Source organism: Parvimonas sp. M20 (assembly GCF_035282425.1).
Lineage (GTDB): Bacteria > Bacillota > Clostridia > Tissierellales > Peptoniphilaceae > Parvimonas.
On record NZ_JAYKBQ010000006.1, the window covers coordinates 48233 to 70854 of the forward strand.

Here is a 22622-nt window from a genome sequence, read left to right on the forward strand (position 1 = left end):
ACTATAATATTTCAAAGAACGAGAATCAGAAAGTTTCACAGTGTCCAATTGATGGATGTATTAAAGTATTTTAAGATGATTTAATAAGAATTTTTGGCTACAAATTTCTATATAAACAATTTGGAGGTTAGAAAATGAGGAGAAAACCAATTTCTGAAAATGTAAAACGTAGATTATGGGCTGAATCCATGGGACGATGTATGAATCCAGACTGTCAAGCAGAATTATTTATAAACGATAATGATATCATTGAAAAAGCTCATATTGGTGCATATTATGAAACAGAAGACAATTCATTTGAAAATTTAATAATATTATGCCCGAATTGTCATAAAACGTTTGACAAGACAGGTTTTATTAGTGAGGATACTGTTAAAAAATGGAAAAAAGATAGAAGAAAAGATTTAGAAGAATTTTTTTCTATCAAATTTAGTTCTTTTGATAAACTTAGGGAAAAAGTTGTACCTATATTAAAGGAAAATCATAGTATATATGATAACTACTACTTAGGTAATAATAAATATTTATGGAATAAATTTGAACCTATAATATTATCAAATAACGAAAAACTAAAATTGTTATTTGATAATAATCTTAATTTATTTCAAGAGCATCCAGTTAAAGAATATTCAAATTTAGAAGTTATTAAAAAATTCATAACTCATGTTAAAGAATTTAAAAATACTCGATGTGATGAAGAAAAAATTAGAGAAGTGCTTTTTCCCCAAAAAATAAATTCTATTTTTGGAATTGTGCCGATAAGTGATCATATACTCCCGTCTACTGAATCTTTAGAAAAACTGTTAAAAACATTTAGAGATAAAGATATACTAGAAGAAGTTGTTTTAGGAATAGACAAACCATATATATTACTGAAAAATAGAGAAAAGATATTTATGGATGATACTCCTAGGGTAAGGCAGTTGTATTATGATTATAATTGCTTTGAGAAAGTGGGAGTCAGATTTGAAAGTTTAAATTTTGCATTAAAATATTTAAACTCTAGAAATATATCATTTGAATATAGTAATCAGAATATATTAAGAGAAATTAAAATAAATGATGTTAACATAGTCTTTGTATATGAATACTGTTTAAGTAAGGAATTTTTATATAGAATGGCGCCCAAGCCTAGATGTGTAATTGTAAATTTGCATAATTGGAATGGAACATGTTGTATATCGAAAGAAGCACTAGATTTATCGGAAGATTTTAACGTTGAATTACTTACAATGGACGAGTTTTATAGATATGTCAATAAAATTAAATAAAATAGAAGTAATTAATTTCATTAAGAAAAATACTAAGCAATTTTGTGAGTTTGAAAAAGTTTATATTTTTGGCTCCATATTAAGAAAAGACAAATACTCAAATGATATTGACATTTTATTATTATATTCAGACTTCTCTTTTGATATTCAAAGAAATATTAATATAATTAAAGCGTTTATAGAACAAAAAACATTCTACCCTGTAGATATAACTGCACTAAGTTTTGAAGAAGAAAAAGAGATTGGTTTTATAAATAAGCTAGATAAAAAATATGTTTGCATAAAATGAATGTGGGTAATAGTTGTAAGTTTGGAAAAACATTAACATGTTGAAACAGTGGCATTATTAGTGAGGGGTTAATAAGTACCAGAGGTAAAAGAGGTATTAAAAAATAGTGACAACAGTACAAAACAGTTAAGTACAGGTTGACTATAGTTGACTATATAAAAATATTTATAGAAAAAGGAGATGCTAATATGAGTAATGCAAAAATTGCATCGCAGATTATGTAATAATATAATTGAAAAAAGTAAAAATATTTAAAAAAACTGATGAATATAACGAAGAAAAAATACAATTTACCTATGGTCAAGCACAGAAATGGCTTAATATGACAATCAAGTACTTATATATGCTTGAGATTGAAGAGTATTCATTTGAAAATGTTCTTAAGTGGTTGCATATACCTATTGACAATTATATTTTTAAAGCAGTTAAAGATGAACTAAAGATTAAAAGACCAACGAAAGTTAGTTGGAGTAGATGGGACAATTATGATGAGTATCTTAAGTATCAATATGATATTAGAGAAAAAATACGAGAAAAAAGTGATATAGATACACCACCGCTTCTTTGGAAGTTTAAAAATTGGTTAGAAGTTGCTAAAGGTAATAATAACAATTAAGAATTTTCTTATTGTTGAACTTCAATGATAAATACTAAAATAGATATATGATTAGTAAGTGTAAAACTAAAAAGTAAATATAATTATAAATAAAGGTATTAAAAATGTTAACAGAAATTAAATCACACTGGCACAAATTAAAAACTGAATATGAAAATAGATATAATAAATCTTTTTTAGCAGATTTTGAAAGTTCAAAAGAATATCTTGAAAGAATGAAAAGCTATCTTTTAGAAAAGCAAAGTGAATCTCCATCAAATGTTGATGTTGTTTGTACTCTTGCTTCTGTTTGTGTGGAACTTAGAAATGAAAATTTTGATTATGTTGAATTTCTTGTTTGCTTTTTAAATGAGTTTGAAAGTTTTTTAAGTGATAATGATAAAGCCAGAATTTATACCAATCTCGCTTTTTGGGAGGATTTTTCTAAGGACAGTTTAATATATTTGAACAAATCTAAAGATTTAGATTCTCCATTTGTAGAAACTTATACGGGTCTTGGTCTGTATTATTTTAGTGAGTTTGAATATTCTAAAGATGAAAAAAATTTATTATTAAGTCATAATTATTTCAAGACAGCAAGAGAAATGGAAGAAAGTTATGTAACTTCTTTCAATTTTGCTGTATCTTTATTTGAACTGAAACAATATGAAAAAGCAAAGGAAATATTTTTAAACTTACTCGAAATTTATCCAGATAGAATGCGTCTGTTACTATGTTTAGCTTATTGTGAAGTGTATCTTGGAAATAAGAATAAAGCAATTTTTTATGTAGAGAAAGTAAAAGCTGGACAAGATGTTAATTATGATTTTAATACAGATGATATTTCAGAAGATCAAATTATTGATGTCTATTATGCTCTTGAAGAATATGATATATTTTTAAATCTTTGTGGAGATTGTGTTGAGTACTATTATATCGCAGAGTGGGAAGAGTATTTTTATGTTCTATGGTTAAAAAATCAAAAGGAAAGATTTTTTAGTCTTGAAGAAAAGAATCGAAAGTATTTTGAAGAAGCTATAAATGAAGCTATCGCTGATGAAGATTATGAGAGTGAAAAAGAGAAACAGGAAACTATTGCTAGTTGGGAAGAGGATAAAAGGAACTTTGAAGAAATGATTTCTAAAATAAAGAGTGGAGCTTCAATACCTGAGGGAAAATTAAAGTTATATCCTGAGTATTCTTGCTTTATGGTTGATTGTGTTAGACATAAATTTATTTAACAAATTTTGGTTTGTAAGGATAGAAAAGAGGAGATTAATGGAGAAATCAATTAATTTTTTGAAAGAAAAAATAACAACTAAAAAAGCTACAGAGCTTATTGAAAAAGGTAGTACATCCCGTAAAATTACTTAAAAATCTTGAATCTAAAGGTATATTAGAATGGCATGGAACTTCTGTAAATGATTGTCGTACAGAGTATTACACTCTTAACTTTTAAAAGGGAGTTGACTAAAAACACATAAGAGTTTAAAAAGTGGAATAACGTTCACTTTAAATTGGTTATATATTGTGAGTTTTTGGGGATAGTCATTATATATTAAATCATTGGGAGTAATATGATGGAATTTTTGATTTTTCTACTTTAGCAGTTTGAAAACAATGGGAAAATATCATACATTACTTAGGAGGATATAATCTAAACGATAATTGTGAGTATAGTGAGGGAAGAGACAATGGACAAAAAGGAAAAAATATTAGAAGCATGGATTATGGTTGAGCATCTATCCGAGGGTGATATTAAGCTTAATGATAAGGATTTAAAACAAATTGAAATTTCAGAGGATTACAACTATTATTCAATGTTTTACTCTGAAATACAAATACAAAGAAAAAGATTACAAAACTGTCAAAAATGTGGTGTTGCTTTGTATTTCAATATTTTTCCATTTAAAAAAGTCGTTACATTACTTAGAGATAAATACAATCTTCCAGAAACATATGAAGAAATATCAGTAGGAGATAAATTCTCTTTTGCAATATATTTTGATAAGGAACTGAAATTTGTAGAAGAGATGACTTTTTTTACTGCGAGTTATTACATTTTAAAAAATGGAAGTATTCCCAAAGAGAACGAATTTTTAAATTTTGAAAAGAAAAATAAGGAATATATAAATAGTATTTTTGCTTGTCCTGAGGAAGAAGATTATATTGAATTTTTTAACAAAGCTTTTGTAAAACTTTTAAAAAAATATTCGATTCAGATTGAAGATAGCAGGATGAAAGTATTGAGCAATTTGGAAACAGATGCTATTAATTTACATTCTTTTTTTGTTGACGATTTAGAAAAAGCAAAGAGTATTAAAACAAAAAATTTAGATTCATATTTGTTGGGTGAGAATAAGGAAAGAGTAAATCTTAATAGTAAGGCAGATACTTCAACTTTTAATCCAAGTACCTTTGAAGATATTTTACAGCCTAAAAATTACCCAGTTGCACGTTATCCAAGTGATATCGAAAATTCACTCTCATTGATGCAACAGATTGCTGTAAATTTGGCAAAAGGATATGATAATGAGAAAATGAGAAGTGTAAACGGACCTCCGGGAACTGGAAAAACTACATTATTGAAAGATATATTTGCGGAATTACTTGTTGAACAGGCATATGAAATAACTAAATTAGCAAATAAAGAGATTAGTAAAAATGATAAGTTGAAATACTATGATAAAGCATATATTGGTGTGATGCCTAGTTCAATAGCAGATAAGGAAATTGTTGTTGCAAGTTCTAATAATGGTGCAGTTCAGAACATAGTAAATGAGTTTTCTCTTATTAGCAAGATAGATAACTCTTTCGTTGATGAATTAAGAAAGGCAGATTATTTTTGGAGAATATCAAATTCAAAAAATTCAACAGAATGGAGAAAAAATAAAGATGGTAAGCCAGTTGAAATACTAAAATCTGAACAATGTGCGGATGAAAAGTTTTGGGGACTACTTTCGCTAGAAGGTGGAAAGAAGGACAATATAGAAGGAATCATTACTGCAATAAAACATGTTTATGACTATTTGAATAAGGAATATGAACCAAATAACAAAGTTTATGATGATTTTTTAAAAAGATATAAGCAAGTATGTGAATATAAAAATGAAAGACAGCATATTGCAGATAAATATGTAAATCTTTTGAAATTACGAGAACAAGTTGAAACCAAGCGTAAAAATCACGAGGAGAAGAAAGTAAAATTTGGAGAAGAACTTAAAACTATTGTTGAGAAAAATGATGCTGATGAAGTTTTATTAAAACAGAATTTAGCTGAAATAGAAGAGCAGATTAGTATATGTATTTTCGACATTGAAAAAAATATCAAAGAGACAGATAATGTTGAACAATCAATCAAAGCGTTGGAATTGCAAAAACCATTTTTTCTTAGATTTAAAGCAAGAAAAGAATATAAAAAGCGATTGTATCCTTTTTCTGAGCAATTAATGGAATTATTGAACAAGAAAAACGAGTTAGATTTAGAACAAGCTAGTTTAGAAAAAGAGAAAAGAAATATAGAAAAAGCACTTAAAGAAAATGAACAAAAAGTGTCTGTTAAGAAAAAAGAGAATGAGAAAATTATTCAATTAGAAATAAAAGAAATTCAAGAGCTTGGTGATAAAATCAAAAATATTTCATCTGAATTACAGAAATATTCTATAAATGAACTTAATATGTATATTGATTATGATTCACTTCAACCAAGTAATCCATGGTTTGATGAAGAGTATAGAAAATTACAGTCAAAACTTTTTATTGATTCATTAAAAGTTAGAAAACAATTTTTGTATGAAAATCGAAAAAGTATTAAAGCTGGTTTCCTCATTTGGAATAGGCAAAAGCAATATATAGATAATAAACAGGTTATTACTGAAGCGTGGAATTGGATAAATATGGTAATACCAATTATTGGTTCAACTTTTGCAAGTTTTTCAAGGATGTTTGCTAATATTGAAACAGAATCTTTAGGCTATTTGTTTGTGGACGAGGCTGGACAGGCACTTCCTCAATCCATTGTCGGCTCAATTTTCAGAAGTAAGAAAATAATGGTAGTAGGAGATCCTGCTCAGATTAAACCAGTACTTACATTAGATTCATCAATATTAAGTATGATAGGAAAACATTATGGAGTATCCAACAAATATTTATCCGATTCTGCTTCGGTTCAGACTCTTGTGGATGATATTAGTAAATATGGTTTTTACAAGAATGACGATGAATGGATTGGAATACCTCTTTGGGTGCACAGAAGATGTAAAAATCCAATGTTTGATATATCAAATGCGATTTCTTATGGTGGGAATATGGTACAAAGTACGGATGTTTTAGGGAAAGCTCTTTGGTATGATATTACTGGTAGTGCATCAGATAAATATGTTAAAGAGCAAGGTCATTTTCTTAAAGAAAAAATACTTGAGATGATAAAGCGTAATCCGGATATTAGAAATAAATCTGTGACAGATGTTGTTTATGTAATTTCTCCTTTTAGAAATGTAGCATATCATTTATCTCATGAATTAAAAGAAATTGGATTTACACGATATGGTAATGACGGAAAGCCTACTAATATTGGAACAGTTCACACTTTTCAAGGTAAAGAGGCAGATATAGTATTTTTAGTATTAGGTTGTGATGAAAAAAGTCGAGGGGCAGCAAGATGGGCGATGAGTTCAACCAATCCAAATATTATGAATGTAGCTGTAACGAGAGCAAAAGAAGAATTCTATATTATAGGAGATTTAAGTTTGTTTATGAATATAAATAGTGATGTGATTAATCAGACTTATAGTATTCTGAAAAAGTTTAATAGTGTAGAAACAAAAAATCAAACTAATTAGAATTAAGTAATTCTCTTTAAAAAAAGATACAAGTATATAGCTTAAGATAATTATGATTACAGATTTGTTGTCTTGATGTGTTGTAGAACTGTGGCATTATTGTTTAAACTTAAAATTTAAAACTGCATAAAAAGCTTAAAAATAGGGGATTTTATATAAGTAGATGACTTATCAGAATTCCCTTTTCTGTATTATAACAATAGTTATGATTGATGTTTAGAATAGTTGGAGCAAATAAAAATTTATATAAAAAGCACGACATTTATCACTGGTAATAGAAGTATTTATTTGTTATACTACATTTGTAAAGGCATGTAAAAATAATTGACAAATAGTAGAAATTTCAAATATTATAATAAATATTATACATAATTTAGTAAGAGTATTTACCTGATGGATAGGTATGTATTTTTACAGATTTTTTATAAAAAACAAGGAGGATTAAAACAATGAAAAAGTTAGTTAAAAAATCCATTGGTTTAATGATGGCTCTACTAATGGTATTCAGTGTATTTGCCGGTGCTACAAAAGTATTGGCTGAAGAAATGTCTGATAAAGAAAAGAAACTAACAAAGGACAATTATTGAGCTGAGTTAAGTTGGTATAAAGATTCAACTCATAGAGGGGTTATACCATCTTATTTAAAGGATTATTTTGCAAGTAGTTGTGTAAAATGGGCTAATCGACTAAATGAGTATTCTTTAGTTCCTTTCTTTCCAAACGCTGGTATTGCTTCAGATAAAGAAGCGGAAAAAGAAATTATGGAATTTATAACTCAATATTTAGCTACATATGCTAAAGATTATCCACATAAGGAGCCCAAAGATCCTGAACTTAATCGTTGGAAGGGTGGCAAACAGTGGAATCCATATAACTTTGATTATGCCAATGATCTCTTAACAGAAAAAACAACTGATTATAATGTGCGTGCAGATATCAAAGAAAGGGGTCTTTCCAGTACAGCTGTTTCTAATCATCGCATCGGTGATAAAATCAATTTAGATTTTCATGTGGATTTATCAATGTTTAGAAAGGTTAAAAACACCTCACTTATTGCTATAATTAATTCAGAATTTCCAGCGTATTATATGATGAAAAATAATATGCCTGAAACTGCAATTACACAATCCGATGCTGAATTAGTGTTTGTTTTAGATTTACCAAAAGGTTTAGAATCTCTGGATACAACTAAATATAAATTGTCAGGTATTGATAGTTTTGATGATTTATCTGTTACAAAAGAAAATGGTGGCAGAAGAATTGTTGTAAAGGCAAGACTAAAGGCACCACATACTTATGAGACATTAAAGGAATTATACAAAAAGATTCAAAAAGTTAAATCAGCAACACTAAGTGTAGACGGATTACAAGTAACTTCTGATGTTGAAATCAACAAAAATAATACAGTTACAGGATATGCTTATGGTGCACACGAAAATATCTTTACTACTGATAATAATGTTATTTTTAATAAAGATGATTCAGCTATTCAAAAGGATAATAAGCATTATTTCTTTCGTCAAGCTATTGTTTATGCAGCTAAACAATCTGTAGATGGAAAAGATGAAGCAGGCGATGTTAATAAACCTAATTTGATTACTTATACATTCAGAGTAAATCATAATAAGGTAACTTTCATGAACGAGAGTGCAACACATGCAACAATCAATGTAGAAAATGGCAAATCGATTGATATGGATAATTTAACTGATCAGTCTATGCCTGAAAATCCAAGTAAAGCAGGATATACATTTAAAGAATGGAATACATCTGCTGATGGAAAAGGTATGAAATTTACAGGTACAACTGTTGTAAATGAAGATACAACTGTGTATGCTATTTACGATAAGAGTATATCTCCTATGAATGAATCACCTACACTTGAAGTTAAAGATAAAACTATCAAAAAAGGTGAAAAAATTGATTTAATGAGCCTTGTTGTATCCGCTAAAGATAAAGAAGATGGTGATTTAACTAAAAATGTAAAACTTATTGATAATGGTGGTTTTAATAAGGATAAAATAGGTAAATATACTGTTACGTTTAAAGTAATTGATAAAGATGGAGCCAGTGTAACAAAGAAAGCTGTTGTTACAGTTGTTGAAAAAAACAAACCTACTCCCAAACCTGATAACAATTTTGAGAAAAAATTACCAAAAACAGGTAATAATTCAAATATAATCCTATATGCAACATTATCAGGAATGGCACTTATTGCAGTAGGTACTAGAAGAAAAAAAGAAAATTAATTTTAGATATAACCTAAATATATGGTTCATTAATTAAGGTTTGGGGAGTAAAATTTAAAAAGTAATCCCTAACTTTTTTATACATAAAAATTTTCTAAAAAATACCTATTTCAGGTTATAGTTATTATAATTTTGCTGTAGAAATTAATAAAAATAATGTTTATTTTGGAAATATGAAAGTTGGGATGTAAATTTTTAATCGTGGTAGACGGAAAAATATTAGAATATTAAACATCTTATATACTTGAAAGCTATAAAAAAGAAAATAACGAATAGATGTGATATAATGTATTTAATAAAATAACTATGGGGGATGATGGAATTTTGGATAGGAAAGAGAGCGAAAGTATTCGTTCAAAAATTTTAGGAGTTTGTTTAATTTTAATTAGTTTAGTAATTGTTTTTTTTGTTTTCAGACAGCTTTTTGATGTTGATGATACTTATGTAAATATCGAAAGAAGTGGCGAGCGAATTGACAATAGCATTTTTTATAAATATGATGGCAAGATTTATGCACTTATTCCAAGTGGGGGATATTACATTGTGGAAGATGCTGATGCAGATTCTTTTAGTGTAATTAAGTCAGAGCATACTTATAAACCTTCTGTTGTCGGAAAGGATAAAAATCATGTTTATTTTGGGAATGTGAAAATTGAAGACCTTAATCCAAAAAATATTTCTTATATTGGAAATGGATATTATACTGACGGAAAAAGTAATTATTTTTGTTCTCCACTTTCTGATAGAAATGATGACATTTCATATTTGTCGGAAGCTTTTGGACATATAGTTCATGCTTTTAATAAGAATAAAAAGCCTAAGTCATATATTTATCCATATCACAAAGTAGATACTGAGAAGAAACTTTCAAGTTTTAAGGAATTATTATATTTTGCAACTGATGGAGATGTACTTTATTATAAAGGTAAAGCTCTTGAAAATGCAGATGCAAATACTATAAAAGAGGTTTCTAAGTATGGAGAGTATTTTTGTGATAAGAATAATGTTTATTATAAAAATGAACTTTTACCAATAAAAAATAGTGGTGAATTGGAAGTTGTTTCAGCTGAGCAAGGAGATTATTTGCTTTATGATAAAAAGAGTGGAGAAGTTTTTAAAGAGACTCTTAGATTTGATGAAAAGTCCGCTCCTTATAAAGTAATTGGAAATAGAAGTTCACATATCCGCAATTTATTTTTTGTTTCCAATGATGGAGTATATTTTTATAATCAAAGAAAAAATAAGCAAGTAAAAATTGGAGAAAATATTTTTAAGGGAAATATTGAATTTTTAGATGAGAATGTGTTTTGTGATGAGGAAAATATCTATTTTTTAAGTTCTTATGAAAAATATATTATTAGACATAGATCGCCACATATAAGACGATTGTATTCAATAAATTCTCAAATAGTTAGTTTTGATAAAAAAGAAGGTTGGGAAAAAGTAAAATCTATAAATAGTAGTATATCTGGTTCTATTTGGACAAAAAATGGGAAATATTATTATTTTGACAATTTAGGAAATAGTCAGCTTATAAAAGATACTGTATTTGAAATTACTGATAAAGAAGTGTTAAACGAATTATTATCAAATGAAAGTAAAATAACCATCGATAGAATTAGAGAAACAATAAAAGACGAAAAAATGCAAGCTGTATTAGGAGAAGTTAAATATACAGCAACTGTAAAATATAGTCATTATTACCTTTATATGATTTTGTGTACTCCATTAATAATTATTGGAAGTAGGCTTAAATGGAAAAGGATTAAAAATAATGCTAACGAAAGATAAAATTAAACCATATAAGTAAAATATGTATATATGCAATGACATAATTGTTGATTTATATTTTTATGTGATTGTAATGATTAATAACTATTGAATTCTAAATAATTTTGTAGTATAATTATACTGTGATAAAGATAAAAGTATTGACAAATATCGAAAATAAAAAAATGTTTGTTGATTTTTATACAGATAAATGAATTTATTATCTTGATATGGAGGAAAATAAAAAGGGAGATGAAAAAATGAAAAACAAAATTAAAAAATTTGTTTCTTTTTTTACAGCATTAGTGATAGCTTTAGGTGTAATAATACCTGGAGCATCTTCTGTTCATGCTGCAAATACGCTAAATGTAGCACAGTATACAAAAACTAGCGGAGTTGTAAAAGGAGCAAAAGGTAGCAATGCCGGAACTTATGAAGGAAAATGGGATGCAAAGATTCCAATGGGAAAAGTAATGGCTGGAATTGAAAGTGAAATGAAAAAAGCAGCAACCAATGGATGGTACCCACATGGCAAAGATGGAAAAAACAAGATAGCATATGTTGAATACAAGGTTACATTCCCTGAGGGAGTAACTATTGACACTGCTAAAATTACTACTGATAATTCAACTGCTATGTTTAACAAAGCAGCATTTACTCATACTGTAAATGGGCAAGTTGTTACATTTAAATTCCCATTACGTGATGAGAATTGGGCAGGTATATATAAGCACTATAATAATGATGGTGGAGCTACTTCAGATAAGACCATAGATATTAGTATTCAATATACTGTAAAAGCAAATAGTCTTAATGAAGCCAAAGCTTTAGAATCTAAAAATATAACTGCAAAAGGTGATTTTGAAACACATGCTAGTGGTAGTTTAGCATATTTTTTTACGAAAGTTGTTTACAATACAGATATCAGTACAAAACCATTAGCACCTGATTTTTCAGCTTCTGATGTATTTGTTAAACCTACAAATAATAACTTTACTAAGTCTGTTGATATAGATGCAGATTTAATGATTGGAAATGACACTGGTAATAAGCCAATTATAAAACAAAAGTCAGATGAGATAGATTTTACAGGAGTTTTAAATACAAAGGCAATAAAAGATCAAATGGCTGCTATTGAATCATCTCACTCTGGAGCTGAAGCTAAGAATATCAAGTTAGAAAATTTGTCTACTCACTTCAAGGCAAAACTTACATTACCGGAAGCTTTAAGTTTTACAAAATCAGAAGCTACACTTACCGGAGCAAATGGAATATTTAAAATTGAAGAAGTGAAAGTTGAAAATCAAACAGCTATTGTATCTTTCAAACTAGTTGGTTCAGAAAATATCACTACATTTGCTCAACTAAAAGAAGCAATTAATAAGGTAGATGATGAACTTAAGGTTACTTTTAAAAGTGCAAAATTTAATGAAAAATCACAAAGCAGTACAAATTATGAAGTAACAGGTTCAGTGCAAGGAAGCTTAAAAGCAAAAGCAACTCATACAGTTAGTGGAAATGTAATTAATTTTGATTTATCTTGGAATGGTAAACAGTCTGAAACTGGAAAGAGTGAATCAAATCCAAATGCTATAGCAATATCTGTTAAGTATTTAGCACCTACAGAACAAGATATTTCGTCAAAAGGAAATTTAGATGGAGATTTATTAGTTAATGGAAATACACAACATGATAAAGTGTATGAAGCTAATAAAAATGATTCATTAACTATGACTGGATTGTTAAATATTTCTCCTATCAAGGAGCAATTAAAAGAACTTGAAAAAAATTATGCTGCTTCTGGTGCTGCAACAAATATTAAAGTAGAAAATGTAAATACAAGCTTTACTGCTAAAATGACTTTACCAGAAGAAATGAAATTTGCTGATGATTATACAGTTGAATTAACTGGAGCAAATGGTAAGTTTAAGATTACCGAACAAAAAATATCTGGCAAAACAATTACTGTTACTCTTACTGTAGCAGATAATATCAAGACTTTTAAAGAAGTCAAAGAAGCTGTGGATGGAGTAGAAAATGAATTAAAAGTTAATGTAAAAGGCGTTAAATTTGATGCTGATAAGGCTAAAGCTAATACAAATTATACAATTAAGGGAACTGTTTCTGGGAAGTTTAAAGCAAAAGCTACACATATTCTTACAGGAAACGTAATCAATTTTGATTATACTTGGGAAGGTGTTCAACTTGCCGGAGGAGAAGATTCAACTGATCCTACTACTAAGGATATAAAATTAACACTTAAATATTTAGAAACTGCTGAAAATACATTTGAAGCAACACAAAAATTATTAGGGGATATTTTAGTAGGAGATAACACAGAACATGATAAAGTTTATGAAGTTGAAAAGGGAACAAAAGTCGCTTTCACCGGTTCTTTAGATGTATCACCGGTTAAAAAACAAATGAAAGATATAGAAGAACAATTCAAAAAGACAAATATAGACCCTTCAACTATTAAAATTTCTGATTATAATTCAACTTTTACAGCAACGTTGACATTGCCCGAAGAAATGGATTTTGAAGGAAATCCACAAGTGTCATTATTGAATGATAATGGAAAATACAAGGTAGTCAATTCAACTGTGAGTGGAAAAACTATAAAAGTAGTGATGACAGTAAATAAAGAAGTAAAATCATTTGCTGAATTAAGAGATGCTGTAAATGGAATGGAAGATAAACTTAATGTTGTAGTTGACGGTGCAAAATTTAATAGTAAAGCGTTGGAAAATACAAATTATACAGTTAAAGGTACAATGACTGGAGAACTTAAAGCAAAGGCTAAAGAAACAGTAAGCGGAAATGTGATTAACTTTAAGTTAAACTGGTATGCAGAACAACTACCAGAAGGAGCTGATGTAATCAATCCTACAAGAAAAGATATCACATTTACATTAAAATATGTAGCTAAAAATCCACCGGTTAATCCAATAGATCCAACAACACCTGGTAATAAAAAAACAAATAATAATTTGCCAAAAACAGGTGTAGAAACAAGTATAGTTTTATATGCAGTTCTAATTGGAATATCAGGAACTTTAATTGCTGTTGAATTTAAAAGAAGAAGAAATGAAAATTAATAACTATTAATTTCATAATAAAACATAAATAAATCGACCTTTGGATACGGCTAAGTTATTTCTAGAGGTCGATTTTTGTATATAAATTGAAGCATTTGTTTGATAGCTTAATAGTATTAAGGAAGATAATGGGAATAATTTACTTTTTTATAAACATTTTAAAAGGTACCAAAGCACTTAATTCATTCAATACTTCATTTTTCCAAATACTCAAGTTTATATTGGTAAAAAAGATAAACAAAATATGTTTTAGGACTTATATTTAGGGAAAATTATAACAAAATATAGCATATCATAAGGAGTACAAAATGGAGTTAAAAAGTATAGTTGAAAAGCAAAAAGAATTTTTCAAAAAAGATACAACAAAATCTGTTGAATTTAGAATTAATATTTTACAAAAACTTGAAAAAGCGATTAGAGATAATGAAAAGCAAATATTATCTGCTCTATATGAGGATCTTTCAAAATCGGAAGCAGAAGCCTACATGACTGAAATTGGAATTGTATATGGGGAAATTCATGAAGCTTTAAAAAATATAAAAAAATGGTGTAAACCTAAAAGAGTAAGGGGAAGTCTTGGAACTTTTCCTGCTAAAAGTTATGTCTATTCTGAACCATATGGGGTTGTACTTATAATGGCACCTTGGAATTATCCATTTAATTTGTCGCTTTCTCCACTTGTTGCTTCCATTGCGTCAGGAAATTGTACAGTTATTAAATGTTCTAAAGAGAGCAAAAACACATCAAAAATTATTAGAGATATAATCAATAAAACATTTGAAGAAGAATATATTTACTGCATAGATTCTGAGCTTGATTATGATGAGATTCTACATCAAAGATATGATTTTATATTTTTTACCGGGAGTGCAAGAGTAGGAAAAATAATTATGCGTGTAGCAAGTGAAAATTTAACGCCTGTATCTTTAGAATTAGGAGGGAAAAGTCCTTGTATTATTGATGAAACCGCAGATATTAAACTTTCAGCAAAACGTATTATATGGGGGAAACTTTTAAATGCGGGACAGACATGTGTATCAATAGACTATATTGTTGTTCATAAAAATATAAAAGAAGAATTTATTAAGTATCTGCAAGAAGAAATTGAATTAAGATATCCTGATGCTATAAATAATAAATCTTATCCGAAAATTATTAATCCTCATCATTATGAACGTCTTTTAAATTTAATAAAGACGGAGTCAAATGTAATTGGGGGAAAGAGTAATGACAATGAAAGAAAGATTGAACCTACTATATTTCCTGATGTATATTTTGACCACGAAATTATGAAGGATGAGATATTTGGACCTTTGCTTCCTATTATTGAGTATGATGATATAGATAAAATTATTGATATAATTAAAGAGAGAGAAAAGCCTTTGGCTTGTTATATCTTTTCACAAAGAAAAGAAAATGCAGATTATATTATTAATAGCCTTTCTTATGGAGGAGGTTGTGTTAATGACACTATAATGCAACTTGCAAATAGTCATATTCCTTTTGGTGGTGTAGGAAATAGTGGTATGGGTTCATATCATGGAAAACATGGTTTTGATTTATTAAGTCATAAAAAAGGAATTGTAAAAAATAAAAAGATTTTTGATTTGCCATTTAGATATGCACCTTTTGATTTGAAAAAATTAAAGATATTTAAACGTATGATGTAATATATGAAATATAGTTTAGAAATTAATGTTAGGGAGTAAATTTTTAAAAAGTATTCCCTAACTTTTTTATTTCTTAAAATAGTTATAATCTTAAATTTTTATAGTTTCGAATTTCTTTAGCATATTGAAATATCAAGTTTTGTTACTATTAAGATTGTATATATTCTTTTAATTAAATTACTATAGCTCAAAATGTATTATATTTATAAATTTTTGGCATAAAAATACATGTTAATTTTTTTTAAAAAAAGTTAAATAATATTTGTTAAAACGATATCTTTTTTATAAAAATAAATATTGTAAAAAACTAAAAAAATGTAGACAAATTATTTTAAATTATGGTATAATTTACCTAAATAAACTTTTAAAATTTAGTTATTATTTTTAAATATTAATTATAAGAAATCGAATACATTTTGAATCATTATTATATAATAATTAAAATTTATTAATAATCTGACATGAAGTTTATTAAGACAAGATTTTGAGATTGTTTACTATAAAATTATCAAAATGTAAATAATCTACATTTTAACATGGAAGGAGTAATAAAATGAAAAAAAGAAACAAACAAATTTTCAAAAGAGCAGTTTCGTTTTTGATTATATTTTTGATGGTAATATCAAGTGTGATTCAACCATCTTCAAAAACTAAAGCTGATGGTTTTCCCAATGATGCTACAGGAGTATCGCCAGATGGTAAATATTACTCAGCAGGGAATAAAAATCGTTTAGGGATGGTTACATCGGATGACTCTCATACTCCAGTAGAGCTATTCGCTTTTTGTATGGCAAATAGCAAAAAATATCCTGGATATGATGCTGCAAAGGATGAATATTTTGGTGTATATGAACAAATGTTAAATTTAAACAAGGAAAGTTTTAATAAACTTGTTAGAGACAACCACTTACCAGGTAAGGTTGCTACAAGTCATGATGAACTTTGGGATAAAGTATCTAAACTTATTTATATTTATTTAAAAGATCCCACAAATGTTATCGGAAGATCCGGTTGGACAACTCCACAAGATGCAATTAATGAATTTTATAATGTTGTTCAAAATGAAATATGGCGTTATACAGATGGTCAAAAAGTTGATAAAGACAGTAATCAATATTTGTTTTACAGATACTCAAAACAGGCTCAAAAAGCAGTATACTTATTGCGTGAGGCTGTAAACAGCGTTAATGTACCTGCTAATTTTGAGCTTCGTGGTTATAAACCGGAAAAGGTTCAAGGTCAAATCGGATATCAAGCTATTGTAACTGGAAGATTGAAAAAAGATCAATCTATTGGAGAAATAAAGACAACAGTAACGGCTGGAGGAAAGACTTCAACTGAAAATGAAATTGCAACATTAAAAGCAAAGGATATTGAAGCTGGAGTTGAAGTTTCAGATAAGATAACATATAAAGGACTTTACCCAAATGTAGAATACGATGTGATAGGTAAAATTTATGAAGTAAAAGATGGAAAACTTGTTAATCCTAATAAACCAGTTTCTGTAGTGAATAGTGGTGATGATTTAAAAGTAGATGCAACAGGGAAAGGTGAATGGACATTAAATTTTGGAAAACTTAACTTAGAAGCTGGAAAATCTTATGTGGTATTTGAAAAAGTAGTTTCAATGGAAAATGTAATAGATACAAATGGAGATGGAAAGCCGGATAAGAAGCAAGAATTAACGCATGAAGATCCAAAAGATAAATCACAAACATTTACAATTTTACCTAAGGAAGAAGTTGAAAAGGAAGTAGTTTTTAGTAAGGTAAATATAGCAGGCAAAGAAATAGCAGGAGCAAAAATTCAAATAAAAGATGAACAAGGACAATTAGTAAAGGAATGGATATCTAAAGAAGGACAAAGTGAAATATTTAAGTTAAAAGCTGGAACATATACATTCCATGAAGAAGCAGCTCCTAACGGATATTTAAAAGTTACAGATATAACTTTTGAAGTGGACGAACAAGGAAAAGTTACAGTTAAAAATGCAAACGGAAACGAAGTAAAAGCGAATGAAAATAAATTAACAGTAACAGATAAAACTGAACCGGTTGTACCGCCAACACCAAGCGAAAAAGAAGTAGTATTCAGCAAAGTAAATGTAGGTGGAGAAGAAATAGCGGGAGCTAAAATCCAAATTAAAGATGCACGAGGACAAGTAGTAAAAGAATGGACATCGAAAGCTGGACAAAGTGAAACATTTAATTTAAAAGCTGGAACATATACATTCCATGAAGAAGTAGCGCCTGATGGATATTTAAAAGTTACAGATATTACTTTTGAAGTAGATGAACAAGGAAAAGTTACAGTTAAGAATGCAAATGGAAATGAAGTAAAAGCAAATGAAAATAAATTAACAGTAACAGATAAGGAAGGAGCATCAACACCTGAAAAGCCGTGGACACCAATTGTACCTTCAACAAGAAATCTAAAGGTAACAAAAGAGTGGTTGGGAACAAACGGAAATAAAATCACACCACCTGTAGATAAAATAGAAGTTGAATTGTACAGAGATGGAAAGGCAACAGGGCAAAAATTAGAATTGAATAAGGCTAATAATTGGACAGCAGAATTCAAAAACTTAAAAGCATATGAGTCAATAGAAAATTCAAAGGCTTATGAATATGCGGTAAAAGAAGTTGGAGAAAGTAATAATTCAATTAAGTTGGATGGAAAGTTGTTTAAGGTAACTTATTCTGGAAATATGAAAGATGGGATAAAGGTAGTTAACACAGAAAATCCTACATTACGACCTTCAATACCTCCTGAAAAACATAAAAAACCTAAATTATCTAAGACTGGAATAGCAACAAATTCTCCAATTTATGCTGGAATTTTAGCTATATCATGTGGAATAATGTTAGTCTTGAAAAAAAGAAATCAAAAAAATAAAAATAACATCTAAATTTTGCTTTAAAGACAACATTAAAAAGTTAATTGACTTTAAATATAATGGAAAATAGCAAGCCTTATGACTTGCTATTTTCATATAATAACCAAAAAGAACCACAAAATCAAAAATTAAGACTTAATAAGTAAAGTTTTTAAATAGAATATATTTTTAATTAAATTATATTTACTTATATTTATTTTTTGGCAGTTTTAATTGATAAAATCTTTACATTGTGATAAAATAATAATAAGAATAGGAGAGTGATACTTTGGAAAAACTAGGAAAAATGTATTATGATTCATTAGAATCACTTGATTTTGCTGGTTTAAGTAAGTTTTTTTTAGAACATAGTATTATTTCTTATATTATAGGAATTTTATTAATTGTTGTAGTTTTTAAATTACTAAAGTTTCCTTTAAAAATTTTAAAAAAGATTATTGCGAATTCTATAATTGGATATGTAATTTTATATATTTTGGCAATTTTTAAAATTGTTATTGTTCCATTTACCTATTTGAGCTACTTTTTAGTTGATAGTTTTGGAATAGTCGGAATAATTTTATCATATTTATTTTATTCATTTTAAGGAGTTAAATAATGGGTTTATTTATTACTTTTGAAGGTCCTGACGGATGTGGGAAAACTTCAATAATAAATTTAATTAAGGAATACTATAAGGATAACGAAAAAATAATTTTTACAAGAGAACCAGGTGGAACGAAAATATCAGAAAAAATCAGAGAGATTATTTTATCTAATGATAATGCTAATATGTCGCCACGAACAGAAGCATTACTTTATTCAGCAAGTAGAGCTCAACATATTGATGAACTTATAAAGCCGAATTTGGAAAAGGGAAATATTGTTGTTTCAGATAGATTTGTTTTAAGTTCACTTGCTTATCAAGGTGGAGGTAGAGAACTTGGGGTTGAAGATGTTAGAAAGATAAATGATTTTGCAATTAACGGAGTTAATCCGGATATGATTATTTTCTTTTATGTTGACCCTTTGACGACTTTAAAGAGAAAGTCTTTAAATGAAAATGCTGATAGACTTGAGCTTTCTGGAGATGATTTCCACAGTAGAGTTTACGATACATATATGGAACTTCTTGAGGAGATGAAAGATGATGAAGTATTAAGAAAAGTTGATGCAACTAAAAGTATGGAAGAAGTTTTTGAAGATGTAAAAAAAATAATAGATGAAAAAATGGAGGAATTGCTATGAAGATGATAATTGCAATAGTTCAAGATCAAGACTTGAACCCGTTACAAGAAGATTTAACTGAAAAGGGATTCAGAATGACGAATCTTGCTTCAACAGGTGGATTTTTAAGAGCTGGAAACTCAACTCTTTTAATTGGTGTTGAAGAAGAAAAATTGGATGAATGTTTGAAAATTATTGAAGAAAATTGCAAATCAAGAGAAATTACGACATCTGTTTTGAGTGTTACAATGCCGGGCGATGCTTATATTCCATTCCCTATGGAAGTTTTAGTAGGCGGAGCAACAATTTTTGTCCTTGATATTGTAGATTTTGTAAGAATGTAGGTGATTTTATGAAACTTATTTTAGCAATTATACAAGACCATATAGCTCAAGATGTTTTAAATGAGCTTTCTGAAAACAAAGTTAGAGCTACAAAACTATCTTCAACTGGTGGTTTTTTCAAAAAAGGAAATACTACAATATTGATAGGTATTGAGGAAGAAAAATTAGATAGAGTTAAAGAAATGATTTTAAATATTTCAAAAAATAAGGAAACAGTTGATGATAAAACCGCAAATACTGTAATGTTTGTTCTAAATATGGATCAATTTATAAGGGTGTAGTTTATGAATTATGCTCTTTTCAAAGAAAAAATTGATTTCTTCGATTTTTCCCAAAACTATATAGTTGAAGGAAGTGAGACTTTTTTGGATAAGGTTTCTAAAGAGTTAATATTAAAGGTTTTAAATCCAGAAGATGATTTTAAAATTTTAAGAGAAATTGAAGAGCGAACACATCTCGATTTGATGATAGTTGAAAGTGAAAGAAATAATATTCCTATTGATTCAATTAGAGAGATGATTAAATATGTTCAAAAAAGACCTTTGGAATCAAAGTACAAATTGGTTATCATAAAAGGTGGACAATTTTTAAGAGCAGAATCATCGAATGCTTTATTAAAAACTCTTGAAGAGTCTTTTGACTATGTTATAATTTGTATCTTAGTTGATTCAAGATATAAACTATTGTCAACAATAAGGAGCAGATGTATATTTGTTTCAGAAGTAAATTCTTCAGAAAACTTTGATTATTCGGATTATGGTAGATTGTTGGAAATTTTATCTCTTGCATTAGAGGGGGACTTTTTAGCAATTTATAATTTGAAAAACAAGGAATATCTTATGGGTTTAAAAGAAGATAGAAATTTCGTACCTTTATTATATAATTTTTTTAAAGAATTTTATATTTTTTTAGAAACTGGTCAAGATGTTTCAAATAAGGAAATTTTGAAAATATTTAAGAATAATGTAAATTTTGATAGAAAGAAATTGGTAAAAATTTTAGATGCGATAGAAATTGTTAGAGAGAATTTGTATAATAATGTGAATTTTCAATTATCTATTGAAAAAATATTTATAACAATTTTAAGATAAATGGAGGTTTGTATGGAAAATTTTACTAATCTTATTCCATTTATGAATATTGATAGTAGTAGAAATTTGTTTTTAATAATTGGGCTTTTGAGTTTAATAGCAATCATAGTTGTCATATTTATAAGGAAGAAAAACAAATAAATTTAAATGGATATGATTGACTGCGTATATCTTTTATAAGGTATATGCAGTTTTTTCTTTTTTTAACAAAGTTTAAAAATTTGACTTTATTTCTTTTTTATGGTAAAATGTAGAAAAGGCGGTGCTGTTATGAATACAAAAGAAAAATTAGCTATGATTAAAAGAGTTTTGGGAAACAACATTGGGAAAAAAGTATTGATTACTATTAGAAGAAGTAAGGAAGAATACGTTGAAATTAAGGGAGTAATTGGAGAGGTCTTTACATCGTTTTTTACTGTTGAAATTGAAACAGAAGAAAATAAAATAAGAACTTTTTCATATTCCTACTTTGATGTTTTGACATCACAAGTGAGTTTAAAGTCAAGCTAAAATGAATTATTAGAACTTTGATTTTCAAAGTTCTTTTTTTATGCTTTTTAGGTATATAAAAAATGAGTGAACATAAACACTCATTTTGCTAAAATTTTAAAATTTTTTGTAAACTTTTATATAATATAGGAACTAATGCAGAACATACTATTATTTCAGGAATTCCATTAGAAACCGCAACTCCAAATAAAAATTTTGTAGGATTAACTTTTAAAACATCATATATTTGATTTGCACAAAATATATATGCCATAGATAGAACTCCAAATGTGTTTATCATTGTTCCTATCATACTTGCAAGGACAACATTAAAAATATTTTTAATATATTTTTTAATAAAATTAAATGTATAATATGTTCCTATTCCTATCAAGGCTCTTGGAAGTACAGAAACCATCGGATTTATAAACATAAAAGATAATGGACTTATTCCTGATAAATGTTGAAAAAATGAGAACAATCCAAAAATCAATCCAACAAAAAACGATACTGTTGGCTTCTCTATTAATGCGATTAAAACTATTGGTATATGTACAGTTGTTATTCTAACTACTCCTAATGGAATAAATCCTATGGGAGAAAGTGATAGAATAATTACAATTGCACTTAGTATTCCGATTTTTGTTATGGATTTTGTTGAAATATCTTTCATGAATTCCTCCTTAGAGTTTTGTATATTAAAGCCTTGTTTATTATAACAAAAATTTTACAAAAATTCCATAATTTTCAATTTCTTTTGTTTTTTTTATGCAAATTTGGTATAATTATATTCGATGATAGATGTATTTTTGT

The 22622-nt window shown here is 27.8% G+C and carries 19 protein-coding genes; 18 read left to right on the plus strand and 1 reads right to left on the minus strand.

Annotation, left to right across the window (positions count from 1 at the left end):
- The first annotated feature begins 134 nt into the window (after nt 1-134).
- From VJI93_RS04195 to VJI93_RS04280, 18 genes are all read left to right on the plus strand, one after another.
- Nucleotides 135-1271, plus strand: coding sequence for an HNH endonuclease signature motif containing protein (locus VJI93_RS04195; protein ID WP_323999694.1), 1137 nt, complete (start codon nt 135-137; stop codon nt 1269-1271).
- The gene (locus tag VJI93_RS04200; RefSeq protein ID WP_323999695.1) at nt 1252-1560 is read left to right on the plus strand and encodes a nucleotidyltransferase domain-containing protein; all 309 of its coding nucleotides are present in this window, start codon (nt 1252-1254) and stop codon (nt 1558-1560) included. Before VJI93_RS04195 ends, VJI93_RS04200 begins: the two co-directional genes overlap by 20 nt.
- Nucleotides 1561-1792: 232 nt before the next feature.
- Nucleotides 1793-2176 carry a hypothetical protein gene (locus VJI93_RS04205; RefSeq protein WP_323999696.1) on the plus strand — a complete coding sequence of 128 codons (384 nt, stop codon included), beginning with the start codon at nt 1793-1795 and terminating at the stop codon, nt 2174-2176.
- A gap of 104 nt (nt 2177-2280) precedes the next feature.
- On the plus strand, nt 2281-3396 hold the full coding sequence (locus tag VJI93_RS04210; protein WP_323999697.1) for a hypothetical protein: 1116 nt from the start codon (nt 2281-2283) through the stop codon (nt 3394-3396).
- Nucleotides 3397-3849: 453 nt separating this feature from the next.
- The gene (locus tag VJI93_RS04215; protein ID WP_323999698.1) at nt 3850-6996 is read left to right on the plus strand and encodes a DEAD/DEAH box helicase; all 3147 of its coding nucleotides are present in this window, start codon (nt 3850-3852) and stop codon (nt 6994-6996) included.
- A 449-nt stretch (nt 6997-7445) separates the two neighbouring features.
- Nucleotides 7446-7583, plus strand: coding sequence for a hypothetical protein (locus VJI93_RS04220; RefSeq protein WP_323999699.1), 138 nt, complete (start codon nt 7446-7448; stop codon nt 7581-7583).
- Between the two features lie 174 nt (nt 7584-7757).
- Nucleotides 7758-9245: an InlB B-repeat-containing protein gene (locus VJI93_RS04225; RefSeq protein ID WP_323999700.1), complete on the plus strand. Its 1488-nt coding sequence runs from the start codon at nt 7758-7760 to the stop codon at nt 9243-9245.
- A gap of 324 nt (nt 9246-9569) precedes the next feature.
- Nucleotides 9570-11036, plus strand: a complete 1467-nt coding sequence (locus VJI93_RS04230) for a DKNYY domain-containing protein (protein WP_323999701.1) — start codon at nt 9570-9572, stop codon at nt 11034-11036.
- A gap of 239 nt (nt 11037-11275) precedes the next feature.
- Nucleotides 11276-14113 (plus strand): hypothetical protein, encoded by a 2838-nt coding sequence (locus VJI93_RS04235; protein ID WP_323999702.1) that lies wholly within the window; start codon nt 11276-11278, stop codon nt 14111-14113.
- Nucleotides 14114-14421: 308 nt separating this feature from the next.
- Complete coding sequence (locus VJI93_RS04240) at nt 14422-15783, plus strand: aldehyde dehydrogenase (protein WP_323999703.1); 1362 nt, start codon at nt 14422-14424, stop codon at nt 15781-15783.
- A gap of 553 nt (nt 15784-16336) precedes the next feature.
- Complete coding sequence (locus VJI93_RS04245) at nt 16337-18691, plus strand: thioester-forming surface-anchored protein (RefSeq protein WP_323999704.1); 2355 nt, start codon at nt 16337-16339, stop codon at nt 18689-18691.
- 256 nt (nt 18692-18947) lie between these two features.
- Nucleotides 18948-19265 (plus strand): transcriptional regulator, encoded by a 318-nt coding sequence (locus tag VJI93_RS04250; protein WP_323999705.1) that lies wholly within the window; start codon nt 18948-18950, stop codon nt 19263-19265.
- Between the two features lie 11 nt (nt 19266-19276).
- The gene (gene tmk, locus VJI93_RS04255; protein WP_323999706.1) at nt 19277-19906 is read left to right on the plus strand and encodes a dTMP kinase; all 630 of its coding nucleotides are present in this window, start codon (nt 19277-19279) and stop codon (nt 19904-19906) included.
- The gene (locus VJI93_RS04260; protein WP_323999707.1) at nt 19903-20229 is read left to right on the plus strand and encodes a cyclic-di-AMP receptor; all 327 of its coding nucleotides are present in this window, start codon (nt 19903-19905) and stop codon (nt 20227-20229) included. Before tmk ends, VJI93_RS04260 begins: the two co-directional genes overlap by 4 nt.
- 8 nt (nt 20230-20237) lie before the next feature.
- Nucleotides 20238-20510 (plus strand): cyclic-di-AMP receptor, encoded by a 273-nt coding sequence (locus tag VJI93_RS04265; RefSeq protein ID WP_323999708.1) that lies wholly within the window; start codon nt 20238-20240, stop codon nt 20508-20510.
- Between the two features lie 3 nt (nt 20511-20513).
- A complete protein-coding gene (locus VJI93_RS04270) occupies nt 20514-21320 on the plus strand; it encodes a hypothetical protein (RefSeq protein WP_323999709.1) in 807 nt (268 codons plus the stop codon).
- 12 nt (nt 21321-21332) lie between these two features.
- On the plus strand, nt 21333-21461 hold the full coding sequence (locus VJI93_RS04275) for an LPXTG cell wall anchor domain-containing protein (RefSeq protein ID WP_323999710.1): 129 nt from the start codon (nt 21333-21335) through the stop codon (nt 21459-21461).
- 129 nt (nt 21462-21590) lie between these two features.
- Complete coding sequence (locus VJI93_RS04280; RefSeq protein ID WP_323999711.1) at nt 21591-21830, plus strand: Veg family protein; 240 nt, start codon at nt 21591-21593, stop codon at nt 21828-21830.
- Nucleotides 21831-21918: 88 nt separating this feature from the next.
- On the opposite strand, the gene VJI93_RS04285 is transcribed toward VJI93_RS04280, so the two are convergent.
- Nucleotides 21919-22482 carry an ECF transporter S component gene (locus VJI93_RS04285; RefSeq protein ID WP_323999712.1) on the minus strand — a complete coding sequence of 188 codons (564 nt, stop codon included), beginning with the start codon at nt 22480-22482 and terminating at the stop codon, nt 21919-21921.
- Between the last annotated feature and the right edge of the window lie 140 nt (nt 22483-22622).